This is a genomic window from Pseudoalteromonas sp. Z1A2, from assembly GCF_011378755.1.
GTDB lineage: Bacteria > Pseudomonadota > Gammaproteobacteria > Enterobacterales > Alteromonadaceae > Pseudoalteromonas > Pseudoalteromonas distincta.
This window is the reverse complement of the sequence record NZ_WTKX01000023.1, coordinates 69,904-83,844: the sequence shown is the minus strand read 5'-3', so window position 1 is coordinate 83,844 and position 13,941 is coordinate 69,904. Positions and strand designations below refer to the sequence as shown.

The following is a 13,941-nucleotide window of genomic DNA, read 5'->3' as shown; positions in this document are numbered from 1 at the left end:
CTCAAGTTAGATTTTACTGAGGTCTACTGACAGACAAAAAAGTGATCGGCTTGAATGGTATTGAGCGATCGGCATCATGGTATTACGCAGCTGTCATTATCTAAACTTGCAAAGTCACTGTCTATTTTTTCAAGACCTTGATTAGATGAACAAGCCGCTAGGCTTAATGATGCTAAAATAGTGGCTGCTAATGTTAACTTTTTCATAAGACGTATCCTTCGTAATTAATTAAATGTCACTTTAACTAATACAAATCCAATGCCAATAATAGTTAACTTATAAGAATCAACAACTTAATCTTGGTTGGTGCATTTATTGAACAGTTTCAACAAGTTAAGCTTGCAAGCTTTGCAAACAACCTTGTAATTTTTGCAAAAAAATACCCGGTAAAAAACCAGGTATCTCAATTTTAGTTATATAGTTCAGCTAATAATTAGATTGCTGCGTTTTGGTAGCGTTTAACAAACTCAGTAACGTTTTGACCATTACATTTTAATGAGTTTAAGTTACCAATTTTTTGGCGAACAGGTGCTAAACCTTGTTTTAAAGCCGTCATACATAATTGAGTTTCTTGTTGAGCATCTTTTGCAAATACTTCTACTTTCTCAACTGATGCGTTGCTTAATGCCGTTTTTTTAGCAATATCGCGAATATCTTCACCATTACATAAAATGCTTTTAGAAAAACGAGATAAGTAAACACCGTGCTGAGCAGCTTCTTTACGAGCAACACTAAAGCCTTCGTTTGCGCTTAGTACACATAACTTAGACTCAATTTTATTATCTTGACTGAAGTAAGTATTGCTTTGTGCTGAAGCAGTTGCAGATGCTAATAAAGCAGTAGCTAAAAGTAGTTGTGTTTTCATGAGAGATCCTATTTGAACGAGCTAAACAAGTGTATTTCGCGCATTATATATTCAATAAAGTTAAGTTCAATTGAATTTTTTATTTATTTAAAAAATTAATACTGCATTTACAATGTTTAAACTTTACTCACCAATTGATCAACATTTGTGCAGCTATTTTCTCATTTCAGTCATGTTATGTACGCGTATTTACTGATACAATTTAATTCATTAAATAGATCCAATTTTAAGGTAAATTTTATGAAAGTGATTTCTTTCAATATCAATGGTCTGCGTGCTCGTCTCCACCAATTACAAGCAATTATCGACAAACATCAACCAGACGTTATTGGCTTGCAAGAGATTAAAGTTCATGACGAAGCATTCCCACTAGAAGATGTACAAAAAATGGGATATCACGTCTACTTTCATGGCCAAAAAGCCCATTATGGCGTAGCTATGTTATGCAAAAAAGAGCCTAAATCGGTCTTAAAAGGCTTTGCTACCGATACAGAGGAATCGCAAAAACGCATGATAAGCGTCACTGTTGAACAAGATAACGGTCGCGACCTTACAGTCATGAATGGCTATTTCCCACAAGGTGATAATATTAATCACGAAACTAAATTCCCTTATAAACGACAATTTTATAAAGATTTAATGACACACCTTGAAACCAACCACACCCCCGATCAAGACGTCATTGTTATGGGCGATATCAACATATCACCCACCGATTTAGATATTGGTATTGGCGAAGTTAATGCAAAGCGTTGGTTAAAAACGGGTAAATGTTCTTTCCAACTGGTAGAGCGTGAATGGCTTGTAACATTACTTAATTGGGGCTTTAAAGACACCTTTAGAGAACAAAACCCAGAAACAGACGATCAATATTCGTGGTTTGACTATCGCTCTAAAGGGTTTGTAGATAACCGAGGGCTTCGAATAGATGTAGTACTTGCAACTAATGAGCTTGCAGCACGCTGTATAGATACTGGTATTGACTACGAACTGCGCGGTATTGAAAAACCCTCAGATCATGCCCCTATATGGTCAACATTTAAGTAATTACTATGCTCAGCATAACAATACAAGGGCTACTTTGGGCCCTTGTAATTATTATTGCCCTACTAAGCTTTGATAAAAAAACATATAAAACATTGCTTAATACGCCAGCCCGTCAAACTGGAGTTCTTGCATGTGCGTTAGTGTTTGCAGTGCTTTGGCGAATAAAGGCTGGCATTTTAACTGGCCTTGATTTACACATCCTAGGTGTTACGGCTGCTACATTAATTTTAGGCTGGCGATTGACTATTTTAAGTAGCTTACTTGCCACAGCGCTACTCGCTCCCTTTGGTCAAATTGAACTTGAGCTGTTACCAGTACAACTGTTTATTGGTGCGTTTATTCCTATTTTACTAAGCTACCTTGGCTTTATAATTAGTTACCAATATTTACCTCGTCATTTTTTTGTTTATATATTTGTTTGTGCGTTTATAACCGCAGGATTTATAGCCTGTATAAAAATAGGCCTAGGTGCTTTATTTTACTTAGCTATAGGGCAATACAATTGGCAAGAACTTGCAGATAACTACGTTTATTTAAGTGCCATAATTTGGTTTCCTGAAGCAATGCTCAACGGCATGGCTATAACAATTATGATCACCTATCGCCCGCATTGGGTAAAAACTTTTTACGATAAGGACTACCTAGACTCATGAGTCTACAATATCAATGCCCGCTATGTAACCTCGCACTTTTGAAAGCTGATTCAACACTTCGTTGTGCTAATAACCACAGCTTTGATTTTGCAAAAGAAGGGTATGTTAATTTACTGCCTGTGCAACAAAAAAATTCAAAACAACCAGGCGACTCCCTTGAAATGGTACAAGCTAGACGCGCATTTTTAGAGCGTGGATACTACCGCTTTTTACAACAAAATCTTAGCGATTTAGTCGGTCGAATAAGTGCGAATACGGTTATAGATTTAGGATGCGGTGAAGGGTTTTATACCCAAGCAATAGCAAGTAAAACAGACGCTATAGTGTACGGCGTCGATATTTCAAAATCTGCCGTGAAATATGCGGCAAAGCGCTACCCTAATTGCTATTTTAGTGTTGCATCAATTAGCCAAGCGCCTTTTAAAAGTCAATTTGCTGATGTACTTATTAGCGTATTTGCACCTTTGTTTGAGGAAGAGATTGAACGTCTTGCTAATAAAAACGCAACATTAGTAGTAGCAAGCCCAGGCCCTTATCATTTAAAAGAGCTAAAATCGTATATATATTCAGAAGTAAACGAACATACTGAAATAGCCACGCCAAAAGGGTTTCAAAAAGCAGAACAGACTCTTTTAACAGAGCATGTAGCGCTTAGCTTTACTGATATTAAAAACTTAATAATGATGACGCCATTTGCATGGAAATTTAGACCCGAGCACTGGACAGCACTCGAACAAAAAGGTGAACACAATGTCACCTTATCATTTTATATTACTCAGTTTACCAAAATAGATGATGGTATAACCCGCTAAAACTGCTCTTTAGTAAATGCTCTATCCATTTTTTCAAACATATCTTTAAGTAAGTTAGCAAGCTCCATATAACGGGGCTTGTTCTCACTTAACTGCGTTTGATATCCATTAGCCGCCATTTTAGTGTACAGCTCGTTGTACCATTTTTGCATCGCAGGATCTAAAGGCGTTTGCGCTCGTTTACCTAACCAAAATAAACCTTGTAAAGGTAACGATATAAAAAATAATGCACTCGCAATAGCTTGCGGTAAAAAATCAGAACCTAAGTAATTAAGCTGAAAAAACAACGTTAGCATAGCCAAGATTGGCATTACTGTAATGGCAAGCTCAGTCGCTCTAATCACTCTAAACTCTAAAAACAAAGGCGCAAGCTCTTTACGCATTGGCCATTTTTTACCATACAAACGGCCTGTTTGTAGTTGTGACATCACACTTTTTTGCATCATGACTCCTCACAGATACTGCTTTTAAATACAATAGAAAACGAGCTATACCAAAGTGTAACACAAAATGAGGGAGTTACACTTTCTCAGTAAAAGAGCTTAAATTTCCCCTTTAATGGCGAACAATCCTAACTTAAACATCATAAATAAGGTAAAATATTTAACATTGAGTTAACCACTTTGCAGTTGAACATTTAATTGTTTTAGCTTTATTTAATACCGTAAGTGTAACTATCACGTATTAACGTTCACTTACTAAATTTGTTTATGGAAATTGAATCTATGCCAACAACCGCCCCTGAATCCCAACATGTTTTAGTTTTAAACTGTGGTAGCTCTAGTTTAAAGTTTGCCATTATTGATGCAAACGACGGTCACGAAATTATATCAGGCCTTGCTGAACGCTTGGGCGCCAAAGCCCCCTCCATTAAATACAAATTTAATGGAACTAAGACGGTTATCGACTTAGCGGCTAATCAAGCACATGCTGAGGCTATAAATACGCTTGTAAGCTTAATAAAGGATCATAACCTTGATGAGCACCTTATTGCTGTTGGGCACCGTGTTGTTCATGGCGGAGAGCATTTCACAAGGTCAGTCTTAATTGATGAAGATGTAATTAACGGTATTACTAAAGCGTCTTCTTTAGCGCCGCTACATGGTCATGCGAACTTGTTAGGTATTTCATCTGCACAAGCTTCATTTATAGGTTTACCGCAAGTAGCAGTATTTGACACAGCATTTCATCAAACTATGGATGAAGTTGCCTACCTTTACGCCCTACCCTATAAGCTTTATACAGGCTACGGTGTAAGACGCTATGGTATGCACGGCACAAGTCATTACTATGTAGCAGGACAAACTGCTAAATTATTAAATCAGCCTATAGAGAAGAGTAATTTCATTAGTGCTCATTTAGGTAATGGCTGCTCTGTTACTGCAATAAAAAATGGTAAAAGTGTTGATACCAGTATGGGTTTAACGCCATTGGCTGGTATTGTTATGGGTACTCGCAGTGGAGATATTGACCCCGGTTTATTTAATTTTTTAACCACACAGCTTAGTTACAACGCTCAGCAAATAGATAATTTATTAAACCAAGAAAGCGGCCTACTAGGTATTAGCGAACTCTCTAACGATTGCCGAACGATTGAAGAAGCCGCTGTTGCCGGACATAAACAGGCACGTTTAGCGCTGGATATTTTTTGCTACCGACTAGCCAAACAAATTGCAGCTTACATGGTACCATTACAACGTTTAGATGCACTTATATTCACTGGCGGCATTGGCGAAAACTCCGATATCATACGTGAAAATGTCATTAATCAATTAGCTTTTTTAGGGTTCAGTTGTGACCAGAAGAGCAATCTTGATGCACGTTTTGGTAATCAAGGTATTATTAGTTCAGCCAATACTTCACCCAAAGTGGTAGTAATGCCGACCAACGAAGAGTGGGTTATTGCACTTGATGCCGCTAACATCGTAAAGGAGCTTTAATATGGCACGTCGTATTATGTTAATTCCTGTGTCTACCGGTGTGGGTTTAACGTCGGTATCAGTTGGTTTAGTTCGCGCTCTTGAGCAAAAAACAGTTAAAGTTAACTTTTTTAAACCCATCGCTCAGCCTCGTTCAGGCGAAACAGGTCCTGAAAAATCAACACAAATAGTCACTCAAGGTTCACCTATTAACCCACCCACCCCTTTTGCTCTTGATTATGCTGAGCAAATGATTGGCGACGGTAAAGGTGATGATCTACTAGAGGAAATTGTTGAACGCTTTGAAAGTAAAATAAACGACGATGAAGTCGCTATTATTGAAGGTATGGTGCCTACTCGTCGCCAACCTTATGCTGGGCGTGTAAACCGCGAAATTGCGCAAACACTCGGCGCTGAAATTGTATTTGTACTTACCCCTGGTAATTACACCATTACTCAAATAGAAGACCGCTTAGAAATTGCAGCAGGTAATTACGGTGGAATCGATCATCCTCGTGTACTGGGCTGTATTTTTAATAAAGTAAATGCGCCACTTGATGAAGAAGGCCGGGCACGCGCCGATTTAGTCGACGCTTACAAACCCGAAGAGCTTGAAAACGAGTTAAATCGTTTAGCGTCTTTACCTATTTTTAAAAAAAATCCGTTTATGTTGCTTGGCGCAATCCCGTGGGATTTTGACTTAGTAGCGCCACGCGTAAAAGACTTAAGCGCGTATTTGAAAGCAACAATAATTAACGAAGGCGATATGCTTCATCGTCGCCTGCGTCGTATTACTTTTTGTGCTCGTACGGTTTCTAATATTTTAAATTATTTTACGCCAGGGGCTTTATTAGTAACACCAGGCGATCGCTCAGACATACTTGTTGCTGCGTGTTTATCTGCTATGAACGGCACTAAACTTGGCGCTATATTACTCACCGGTGGCTTTGAGCCAGAGCCACGCATTATGGCTTTGTGTGAACAAGCCATGCAAACCGGTTTACCAATACTCGCAACCGATGCCGACACATGGCGCACATCACTATTACTGCATAACTTTAATATGGAAGTACCAAATGATGATGACCAACGCATTGAAAAAGTAAAAGATCACAACGCAGAACATATCAATTCAAGCTGGCTCGATACTCTAGCTCAAAGTGTAGGCAAAACGCGTAAGTTATCACCACCTGCATTTCGTTATTTATTAACCGATAAAGCACGTAAAGCAGATAAAACCGTAGTATTACCAGAAGGGAATGAACCTCGTACAATTAAAGCGGCTGCTATTTGTGGTCAACGTGGCATTGCTAAAACTATATTGCTTGGCGATCGCGAAGAAATAATGCGTATTGCACAGCAGCAAGGTATTGAGCTAAACGAACATGTAAGTATCATCGAGCCAAAAAGTATTATAAATGATTATATTGCGCCTATGGTCGAAATTCGTAAAAGCAAAGGCCTAACTGCTGTAGTAGCACAAGAGCAACTACAAGATAACGTCGTACTTGGCACAATGATGCTTGAGCAAGGTAAAGTAGATGGTTTAGTATCGGGCGCGGTAAATACCACTGCCAATACAATTCGCCCGCCCCTGCAGTTAATTAAAACAGCGCCAGGATCATCACTAGTATCATCCGTATTTTTTATGCTGCTACCTGATCAAGTGTTAGTTTACGGCGACTGTGCTATAAACCCCGACCCTAATGCTGAACAACTTGCTGATATAGCGATTCAATCTGCCGACTCTGCAGCTGCATTTGGCATAGAGCCACGTGTAGCAATGATAAGCTATAGCACGGGTACATCAGGTACGGGTGCCGATGTTGAAAAGGTACGTGAAGCCACAAAAATAGCAAAACAAAAACGTCCTGATTTAATTATCGACGGCCCACTACAATACGATGCCGCTATAATGGAAAATGTAGCACTTAAAAAAGCACCTAACAGCCCTGTAGCTGGTAAAGCGACTGTATTTATATTCCCAGATTTAAATACAGGTAATACAACATATAAAGCAGTACAACGCAGTGCCGACTTAATAAGTATCGGCCCTATGCTTCAAGGTATGCGCAAACCCGTAAACGACTTGAGCCGTGGTGCATTAGTTGATGATATTGTGTATACAATCGCCTTAACTGCAATTCAGGCAGCCCAAGCAGAAGCGCTAATAGCACATTAAACACAACGTGTGCTTTTTATAGCCTAGCTATTATTTATTTAATAATTAACTAGTTAGGCTATTTATACCCTGCAACCCCCATACTTATCCACAGAAATTGTGGGTAAGTTTTTAATCTCTATTAAAACCCACTTCCAAATGCTCATTTTAGTCACGCTTACACCTTTAACTTGAAGGCAATAATCTATACTATAAAGCTATCAATAATGCTGTATCGCAGGCGTTTAATGTCAAAACAAACATTACAATTACACAGCACGGTTTTATCTATTCACAGTTTAGATGTTGACGCCGATATACCTGCGGCGCTACTAAAGCTTCCTTTATTTTTTATATCTAAAACCCAGGATGAACTATCTATCGTTTGCCCTAGTAGCTTTGAAATAGAGAGTTTAGATACCGAATCTGATTGGCAAGCACTTGAGGTGGTTGGCCCACTTGGTTTTTCGCTGACCGGAATAATGGCTAATATATCGGGTGTATTAGCACGCGCTAAAATTTCTATTTTTTCAATCTCAACCTACGATACCGATTATATTTTAGTAAAAAAGCAAACGGCCTCACTAGCACTTAATGCCTTAAAAAAAGATGGTTACAACGTGGTGGCCCAATAGCATATGAAAGCACAAACAATTGAATATCTAGCACTCAATAAAACGCCCCGCAATGCCATCCTTATTACAAGCCCATTTACAGGTAAAGTAATACCGCTTCAAGAACACCCCGAGCCTATTTTTAGGTTTGGTATTCTCGGTCCTGGTATTACTGTAAAGCTCAGTAGCCACAAAATTTTAGCGCCGTTTGATGGCACGTTATTACAAGTAAAAAACGCAGGTACTGAGTTTATTTTACAGGCTAAAAATGGTTTAAAAGTTTTAATCAACTTAACTATTACCGGTTCGCAATCAATTACACATACTCATATTGCACAATTAAATGGTAGTGAAATAAGTAAAGGCCAGCGCCTCGCTTATTTTGATTTACGCGAACTAGAAACGCCTATGCTGGCCAGTTTAATCTTACTTAACGGCCATAATCTCGGCACATTTCATTACTCACATTCGCATGTAAATGCGGATGTAGATACCTTATTAACTATTATTAAGAAGAACTAAATTTATGATCACTCTATACGGTATTAGCAATTGCGACACGATAAAAAAAGCAAAAAAATACTTAGCCGACAACAACATCGAATTTACGTTTCATGATTACCGCAAAGATGGCGTAAATGAGCAAATGGTAAGTGATTTTGCAGATAAACTCGATTGGGAACAGCTTGTTAATAAACGTGGCACAACTTATCGCGCACTAACTGATGAGCAAAAACAGAGTTTGACTAAAGAAAGTGCTATCCCATTGTTAGTTGACCAACCTGCAATGATCAAACGCCCAGTACTTATTAACAATGGCAGTTACCATTTAGGTTTTAAAGCAGCTCAATACGATGAGATATTTAAATCATGAAAGATGATGTAATTGCACTCGCCCAAGCACTAATACAACGTGAGTCAGTAACGCCCGAGGATGCTGGCTGCCAACAGATGATGAACGACCGCCTTGCTGCGGTTGGTTTTAATATTGAGTCATTATTTTTTACCGACACATTAAATACATGGGCTCGAAAAGGCACACAATCACCGCACTTTTGTTTTGCAGGCCACACTGATGTTGTGCCAACAGGCCCTGAAAAAAATTGGCAACACCCGCCGTTTTCAGGATTAATAAAAGACGGTTTATTACATGGGCGCGGCGCTGCCGATATGAAAGGCTCGTTAGCTGCAATGCTTGTTGCAACCGAGCGGTTTGTTACTAAACATCCAGATCATAAAGGCTCAATTTCTTTTTTAATAACCTCTGACGAAGAAGGCCCGTTTATAAACGGGACTACCCGTGTAATTGATACGCTAGAGGCGCGCGGTGAAAAAATTGATATGTGCCTAGTAGGCGAGCCTTCATCACGAGATGTATTAGGTGATGTTGTTAAAAATGGCCGCAGAGGTTCACTTACCGCTTTTTTAACCGTTAAGGGTGTACAAGGGCATGTCGCCTATCCACATTTAGCACAAAACCCAATTCACCTAGCAACCCCTGCCCTTACTGAGCTTAGCCAAACGGTGTGGGATAACGGAAATGAATACTTCCCTGCTACCAGCTTTCAAATTTCAAATATTAATGGCGGCACAGGTGCAGGCAACGTGATCCCGGGTGAGCTAGAAGTACAGTTTAACTTTAGATTTAGCACGCAAGTAACACATGAGCAATTACAACAACGTGTAAATGACATACTACAAAAGCATAACTTAAATTATGAATTAAGCTGGATAGTAAATGGCTTACCTTTTATTACCGAGCACGGCCCACTTGTTGATGCCACAGTAAAAGCGATTAAATCAGTAACCGGTTTAACCACAAACCTAGAAACTACCGGCGGCACATCAGATGGTCGCTTTATTGCACAAACAGGTGCTAAAGTAATTGAACTTGGCCCACGTAACGAAACTATTCATAAAGTAGATGAATGCGTAAGTACCGATGATTTAATAGCCCTTACCGACATTTACGAGCAAATACTAGAGCAACTTTTAGCATAATGGATGTAACTAAACCAACATCGATAATGTGTATCACAGGGCAAAGTGATACACATTTAACTGACATACAAAATCATCGCTTGCACAGCGCTATTATTAGCGACTTTTTAGCGCTGCAAAGTGCAGCTCAAAAAGCGGGATTTGATCTTACTATTGCCTCAAGTTTTCGCGACTTTGAACGCCAGTCAATTATTTGGAATAATAAGTTTTTAGGTATTCGACCTGTTTATAATAAACAACAAAAGGTTGTAAATTTAACTAAATTAAATGATGTAGATAAATGCATAGCAATAATGCTCTACTCTGCACTACCTGGCGCAAGCAGACACCATTTAGGGACTGACTTAGATGTGTTTGATAAAGCTGCGGTCAGTGATGATTATAAGCTACAGCTAACACCTGATGAATACCTGCAAGGTGGGCCGTTTGCACCTTTAAGTAATTGGCTTGATACTAACTTAGTTAAATTTGGTTTTTATCGCCCTTACCAGCATGATTTAGGTGGCGTAGCACCTGAGCTTTGGCATATAAGCCATATTAAGCAATCACAATTATTAGTGAATAAACTTAGCGAGCAAGTACTTTTTGAATGCATAAAAAACAGTGAACTACAGGGTAAGCAGGCAATACTTGATAACTTACCTGCTATTTATAAACGCTTTGTAACAAACGTAAGCCCACACCTAAAAGAAGGTTAGGTTTTATTAAGCCTTCTTTTTATTTAAAATAAACACCAGCACGGCCCCTAATATTAACGAGCTTGCTACTATAAACTCAATTGTTACCTGCTCTGATAAAAACATAACACCAGCAATGGCAGCAAGTACCGGCACACAAAGTTGCACAACCGCAGCTTGGGTACTTTTAAGTAGTGGCATTGCTACATACCAAACACTATAACCAACTCCAGACGCTATTGCCCCTGAGGCACACGCAAGTAACACCCCTTCAATACTCATATTTTTTAAATAACTCATACCTACAAGTAATAAAACAGGGATAGCAACTAAGCTTCTTATAAAGTTAAACCCAGTAGTACGCAGTGGCGATACGCACACTTTACCGCGAATACTGTAAATACCCCATGCCACACCACTGAGTGCCATAAGTGATGCACCTAATAATGAAGGCACCGCTGCAGATGGCAGCATTAAATATACAAAACCAGATAACGCCACTATAAATGCACACCACTGGAGTACGCTTAATTGCTCTTTTTGATAAATACCCCAGCCAATCATAGTAAGTTGCACAGCAGAAAATAAAATTAGTGCACCGGTACCGGTATCTAGCTCTACGTAGGCAATCGAAAAACAAAGCGCGTAAACAAGCAGGCTAATACTGCTTCGCCAGCTTCCTCTGTCACTTAAAATAGCGGGATTGAATGTGCCTTTACGTTTTAAATTATGGGTATAAATAGCCATTATAATGCCCAAACATGCAGCCCCGCTAAGTAAGCGAATAACAGTAAAGTTCCAAGCATCTATATAACCTTCTGCTAAGGCCATTCTGCAAAAAAGAGAATTTGCGGCAAACGCAATTAAAGCAATTAATGTGTATATGGTGGCTTTCAAAAAAATTCCTTCGCAACGAAAAATAACTATATTGTTTTAACTCACTCGCTAATTAACCAACCACGTTCAAGCCATTGATTAATTTTAGTAATTAAAAACCCAGCGATTTTCTCGCCTGGGAGTTCATTTAAACAGGATTGACATAACTGTGCAAAGGGTGTGTTTTGTTTTAATAAACTCAGTAAGCGGTATTCTTGTGCATCAACGCTTAAATATTGTGTACGCCTTTGAGCATCACGTGCTACAACCCAAAAGCGAGGTTCTGAGACTCTTGGCTCTGGCGGTGTTTGCTTTTGTTTTATTGCCTGCCAACTTTCAACCGCCAACGTATTAAACACAACTAACTGAACACTTGGATGTAATTTTAATAGTAAAGTTGGCCATTGCTGAGGTTCAATACTTTCAAGCTCTGATACATTAAGTAATGTTTTATCGCTTGCATCAAAAGTACTTAGTAATAGTCGTTCAAATTTTGCTATATCTGCAAGTATGGGGTAATCACTAAAAGGAGTATTAGCGGCTAAATAATCTGGTAGCTTCTCTGCAAAAATTCGTAGTGACGTATGAGTTGAAGGATATAAAGCTAAATAACCATCAACCATCATCTCAAATAAATCATCACCTAAGTAAATGCCCAACTGTTCGTGATCTTGCTCAATCACGGCTCTTAAGCGAATTTTATAAGCGCTTTGATAAATAGAGAGTCGCTGTTGTGTATTTAACTGCCCTTGCTGCGCAATTTGCTCGCTAATATCCGAACTTTCTCCTTGCAGTAAATCCATAAACTGTTGTTGCAGCTTTGCTAAACCACTCATGACCTTATATCCCAAAACGGTTTCACTAGCGCTTTGGCATGCTCAAGCTCAGTAATTAAATCATCAAGGGAGCCAATATTATCATCGCGTTCAATCATGGTACTTACCGGATTTAATGTTTTTGCATACTGAGCATATAAGTCCCATACCGCATCGGGAACATCTTCATCGTGCGTATCTATAATATGCGTACCAAAGTCTTGATGTCCTGCTAAGTGAATTTGTGCAATAGCTGTACTCGGAATAGCTGATAAATAATCCATTGCATTAAAGTCGTGATTACGCGCACTTACATAAACATTATTTACATCCATTAAAAACTTACAGCCTGTTTGCTTATGTAATTGCGCTAAGAATTCCCACTCACTCATTTGTGAATCGTTATAGGTTAAATAGCTCGATACATTTTCAAAAATCATTTCGCGCCCTAGGTAGTCCTGAACTTGCGAAATTTTATTTGCTAAATGATCAAGCGCCTCTGAGGTGTAAGGCATTGGTAGTAAATCGTGGCTATTAATACCGCCCACTTGGGTAAAACATAAATGATCAGACACCCAATGCGGCTCAACCCTCGCAATTGTGTTTTTTAACTGATTTAAGTAGTCCTTATCAATAGGGTCAATACTACCAATCGACATTGATACCCCATGCATAACAATCGGATAATCTGCTCTTATTTTATTTAAATAATGCCAAGGTTTTCCACCGGCTACAAAATAGTTTTCTGAAATAATTTCAAACCAATCTACAGCTGGTTTATCTGCAATAATTTGCTCAAAATGCGGGGCTCTTAGTCCTAAACCAAAACCTAAAAAACGATTTGTCATAAACTTCCTTAATAAGCCTGAATAATAAACACATCGTTCAAGCTTATTTTATGCGTTCGATAAATTGGTATTAGCTACCTACAGAACCACCAATATCACCACATGCTTTTGCAGGCATTGATACAAAACCGGTGCCTTTACATGATGCATGTCCAGCACAAGCATTATTAGCAGTCTTACAATCGTTATGACCGCCACACACATTTACATCGTTACAATGTACTAAATCTGCTTTAGCTACACTGCCAACCCATTTATCTTTTACTGTACCGCCAACGTCAGCACATGATTTTGCAGGCATTGCTACAAAACCAGTCCCTTTACATGACGCTTGACCTGCACATGCATTCTCAGCTGTTTTACAATCGTTATGGCCACCACATACATTCGCATCATAACAATGAACTAAATCAGTTGTTGCGCCATTACTAGCAACTGCACTTGATGTTGCCGTTTCTGCCTCTGTTGCATTACAACCAACTAAACCTGCTACCATTACAGCCATTGCTGCACCTGTAAACTTTTTCATTTTTTAATTCCTCTAAGTGATATAACTCTTAGCAAGACCGCTAAAGCGAAAATACTATTTCAGTGGAGTGATAATAAACCAAAAAAATTCACACTTTGTTCACTAATGTCACTTTATATTTCTT

At 38.8% G+C, this 13,941-nt stretch carries 16 protein-coding genes and 1 pseudogene; 10 read left to right on the top strand and 7 right to left on the bottom strand.

What is annotated here, in order from left to right; all coding sequences use genetic code 11:
- Positions 1–89: 89 nt before the first annotated feature.
- Together GQR47_RS15510 and GQR47_RS15505 are read right to left on the bottom strand one after the other, a co-directional pair.
- Positions 90–206, bottom strand: a pseudogene (locus GQR47_RS15510) (EF-hand domain-containing protein); the annotation flags it as partial.
- 227 nt (positions 207–433) lie between these two features.
- On the bottom strand, positions 434–865 hold the full coding sequence (locus tag GQR47_RS15505; RefSeq protein WP_154903246.1) for an exonuclease III: 432 nt from the start codon (positions 863–865) through the stop codon (positions 434–436).
- Positions 866–1,105: 240 nt separating this feature from the next.
- Here GQR47_RS15505 and xthA point away from each other — a divergent pair, with 240 nt between their 5' ends.
- The 3 genes from xthA to GQR47_RS15490 are packed head-to-tail and all read left to right on the top strand — an operon-like array spanning position 1,106 to position 3,377.
- Positions 1,106–1,912, top strand: a complete 807-nt coding sequence (xthA, locus tag GQR47_RS15500; protein ID WP_154903248.1) for an exodeoxyribonuclease III — start codon at positions 1,106–1,108, stop codon at positions 1,910–1,912.
- A 5-nt stretch (positions 1,913–1,917) separates the two neighbouring features.
- The gene (locus tag GQR47_RS15495) at positions 1,918–2,565 is read left to right on the top strand and encodes an energy-coupling factor ABC transporter permease (RefSeq protein WP_154903250.1); all 648 of its coding nucleotides are present in this window, start codon (positions 1,918–1,920) and stop codon (positions 2,563–2,565) included.
- The gene (locus GQR47_RS15490) at positions 2,562–3,377 is read left to right on the top strand and encodes a putative RNA methyltransferase (RefSeq protein ID WP_154903252.1); all 816 of its coding nucleotides are present in this window, start codon (positions 2,562–2,564) and stop codon (positions 3,375–3,377) included. The genes GQR47_RS15495 and GQR47_RS15490 overlap by 4 nt, the downstream gene beginning before the upstream one ends.
- Here the strand turns inward: GQR47_RS15490 and yfbV are convergent.
- Entirely contained in the window at positions 3,374–3,820 is a 447-nt protein-coding gene (yfbV, locus tag GQR47_RS15485) for a terminus macrodomain insulation protein YfbV (RefSeq protein WP_024596543.1), read from the bottom strand. The genes GQR47_RS15490 and yfbV overlap by 4 nt on opposite strands.
- Before the next feature lie 282 nt (positions 3,821–4,102).
- On the opposite strand from yfbV, the gene GQR47_RS15480 reads away from it, so the two are divergent.
- From GQR47_RS15480 to GQR47_RS15450, 7 genes are all read left to right on the top strand, one after another.
- Complete coding sequence (locus GQR47_RS15480; protein ID WP_154903254.1) at positions 4,103–5,317, top strand: acetate kinase; 1,215 nt, start codon at positions 4,103–4,105, stop codon at positions 5,315–5,317.
- 1 nt (position 5,318) lies between these two features.
- Entirely contained in the window at positions 5,319–7,478 is a 2,160-nt protein-coding gene (gene pta / locus GQR47_RS15475; protein ID WP_002959697.1) for a phosphate acetyltransferase, read from the top strand.
- 227 nt (positions 7,479–7,705) lie between these two features.
- On the top strand, positions 7,706–8,092 hold the full coding sequence (locus GQR47_RS15470) for an ACT domain-containing protein (RefSeq protein ID WP_002959696.1): 387 nt from the start codon (positions 7,706–7,708) through the stop codon (positions 8,090–8,092).
- Positions 8,093–8,095: 3 nt separating this feature from the next.
- Positions 8,096–8,593 (top strand): PTS glucose transporter subunit IIA, encoded by a 498-nt coding sequence (locus tag GQR47_RS15465; RefSeq protein ID WP_154903255.1) that lies wholly within the window; start codon positions 8,096–8,098, stop codon positions 8,591–8,593.
- A gap of 4 nt (positions 8,594–8,597) precedes the next feature.
- The gene (locus GQR47_RS15460) at positions 8,598–8,945 is read left to right on the top strand and encodes an ArsC family reductase (protein WP_154903257.1); all 348 of its coding nucleotides are present in this window, start codon (positions 8,598–8,600) and stop codon (positions 8,943–8,945) included.
- Positions 8,942–10,072 (top strand): succinyl-diaminopimelate desuccinylase, encoded by a 1,131-nt coding sequence (dapE, locus tag GQR47_RS15455; RefSeq protein WP_154903259.1) that lies wholly within the window; start codon positions 8,942–8,944, stop codon positions 10,070–10,072. Before GQR47_RS15460 ends, dapE begins: the two co-directional genes overlap by 4 nt.
- Entirely contained in the window at positions 10,072–10,770 is a 699-nt protein-coding gene (locus tag GQR47_RS15450) for a M15 family metallopeptidase (protein WP_024595106.1), read from the top strand. Before dapE ends, GQR47_RS15450 begins: the two co-directional genes overlap by 1 nt.
- A 6-nt stretch (positions 10,771–10,776) precedes the next feature.
- On the opposite strand, the gene GQR47_RS15445 is transcribed toward GQR47_RS15450, so the two are convergent.
- From GQR47_RS15445 to GQR47_RS15430, 4 genes are all read right to left on the bottom strand, one after another.
- Complete coding sequence (locus tag GQR47_RS15445) at positions 10,777–11,646, bottom strand: DMT family transporter (RefSeq protein WP_024595107.1); 870 nt, start codon at positions 11,644–11,646, stop codon at positions 10,777–10,779.
- 41 nt (positions 11,647–11,687) lie between these two features.
- On the bottom strand, positions 11,688–12,461 hold the full coding sequence (locus tag GQR47_RS15440; protein ID WP_024595108.1) for a DNA-binding domain-containing protein: 774 nt from the start codon (positions 12,459–12,461) through the stop codon (positions 11,688–11,690).
- Positions 12,458–13,288, bottom strand: coding sequence for a DUF692 domain-containing protein (locus tag GQR47_RS15435; RefSeq protein ID WP_154903261.1), 831 nt, complete (start codon positions 13,286–13,288; stop codon positions 12,458–12,460). Before GQR47_RS15435 ends, GQR47_RS15440 begins: the two co-directional genes overlap by 4 nt.
- Positions 13,289–13,358: 70 nt before the next feature.
- A complete protein-coding gene (locus GQR47_RS15430) occupies positions 13,359–13,817 on the bottom strand; it encodes a hypothetical protein (protein ID WP_024595110.1) in 459 nt (152 codons plus the stop codon).
- Positions 13,818–13,941 lie beyond the last annotated feature (124 nt).

Excerpts from the sequence above, each read along its gene's own strand:
- GQR47_RS15505 (WP_154903246.1), bottom strand. The coding sequence starts at position 865 with ATGAAAACACAACTACTTTTAGCTACTGCTTTATTAGCATCTGCAACT.
- xthA (WP_154903248.1), top strand. The coding sequence starts at position 1,106 with ATGAAAGTGATTTCTTTCAATATCAATGGTCTGCGTGCTCGTCTCCAC.
- GQR47_RS15495 (WP_154903250.1), top strand. The coding sequence starts at position 1,918 with ATGCTCAGCATAACAATACAAGGGCTACTTTGGGCCCTTGTAATTATT.
- GQR47_RS15490 (WP_154903252.1), top strand. The coding sequence starts at position 2,562 with ATGAGTCTACAATATCAATGCCCGCTATGTAACCTCGCACTTTTGAAA.
- yfbV (WP_024596543.1), bottom strand. The coding sequence starts at position 3,820 with ATGCAAAAAAGTGTGATGTCACAACTACAAACAGGCCGTTTGTATGGT.
- GQR47_RS15480 (WP_154903254.1), top strand. The coding sequence starts at position 4,103 with ATGCCAACAACCGCCCCTGAATCCCAACATGTTTTAGTTTTAAACTGT.
- pta (WP_002959697.1), top strand. The coding sequence starts at position 5,319 with ATGGCACGTCGTATTATGTTAATTCCTGTGTCTACCGGTGTGGGTTTA.
- GQR47_RS15470 (WP_002959696.1), top strand. The coding sequence starts at position 7,706 with ATGTCAAAACAAACATTACAATTACACAGCACGGTTTTATCTATTCAC.
- GQR47_RS15465 (WP_154903255.1), top strand. The coding sequence starts at position 8,096 with ATGAAAGCACAAACAATTGAATATCTAGCACTCAATAAAACGCCCCGC.
- GQR47_RS15460 (WP_154903257.1), top strand. The coding sequence starts at position 8,598 with ATGATCACTCTATACGGTATTAGCAATTGCGACACGATAAAAAAAGCA.
- dapE (WP_154903259.1), top strand. The coding sequence starts at position 8,942 with ATGAAAGATGATGTAATTGCACTCGCCCAAGCACTAATACAACGTGAG.
- GQR47_RS15450 (WP_024595106.1), top strand. The coding sequence starts at position 10,072 with ATGGATGTAACTAAACCAACATCGATAATGTGTATCACAGGGCAAAGT.
- GQR47_RS15440 (WP_024595108.1), bottom strand. The coding sequence starts at position 12,461 with ATGAGTGGTTTAGCAAAGCTGCAACAACAGTTTATGGATTTACTGCAA.
- GQR47_RS15435 (WP_154903261.1), bottom strand. The coding sequence starts at position 13,288 with ATGACAAATCGTTTTTTAGGTTTTGGTTTAGGACTAAGAGCCCCGCAT.
- GQR47_RS15430 (WP_024595110.1), bottom strand. The coding sequence starts at position 13,817 with ATGAAAAAGTTTACAGGTGCAGCAATGGCTGTAATGGTAGCAGGTTTA.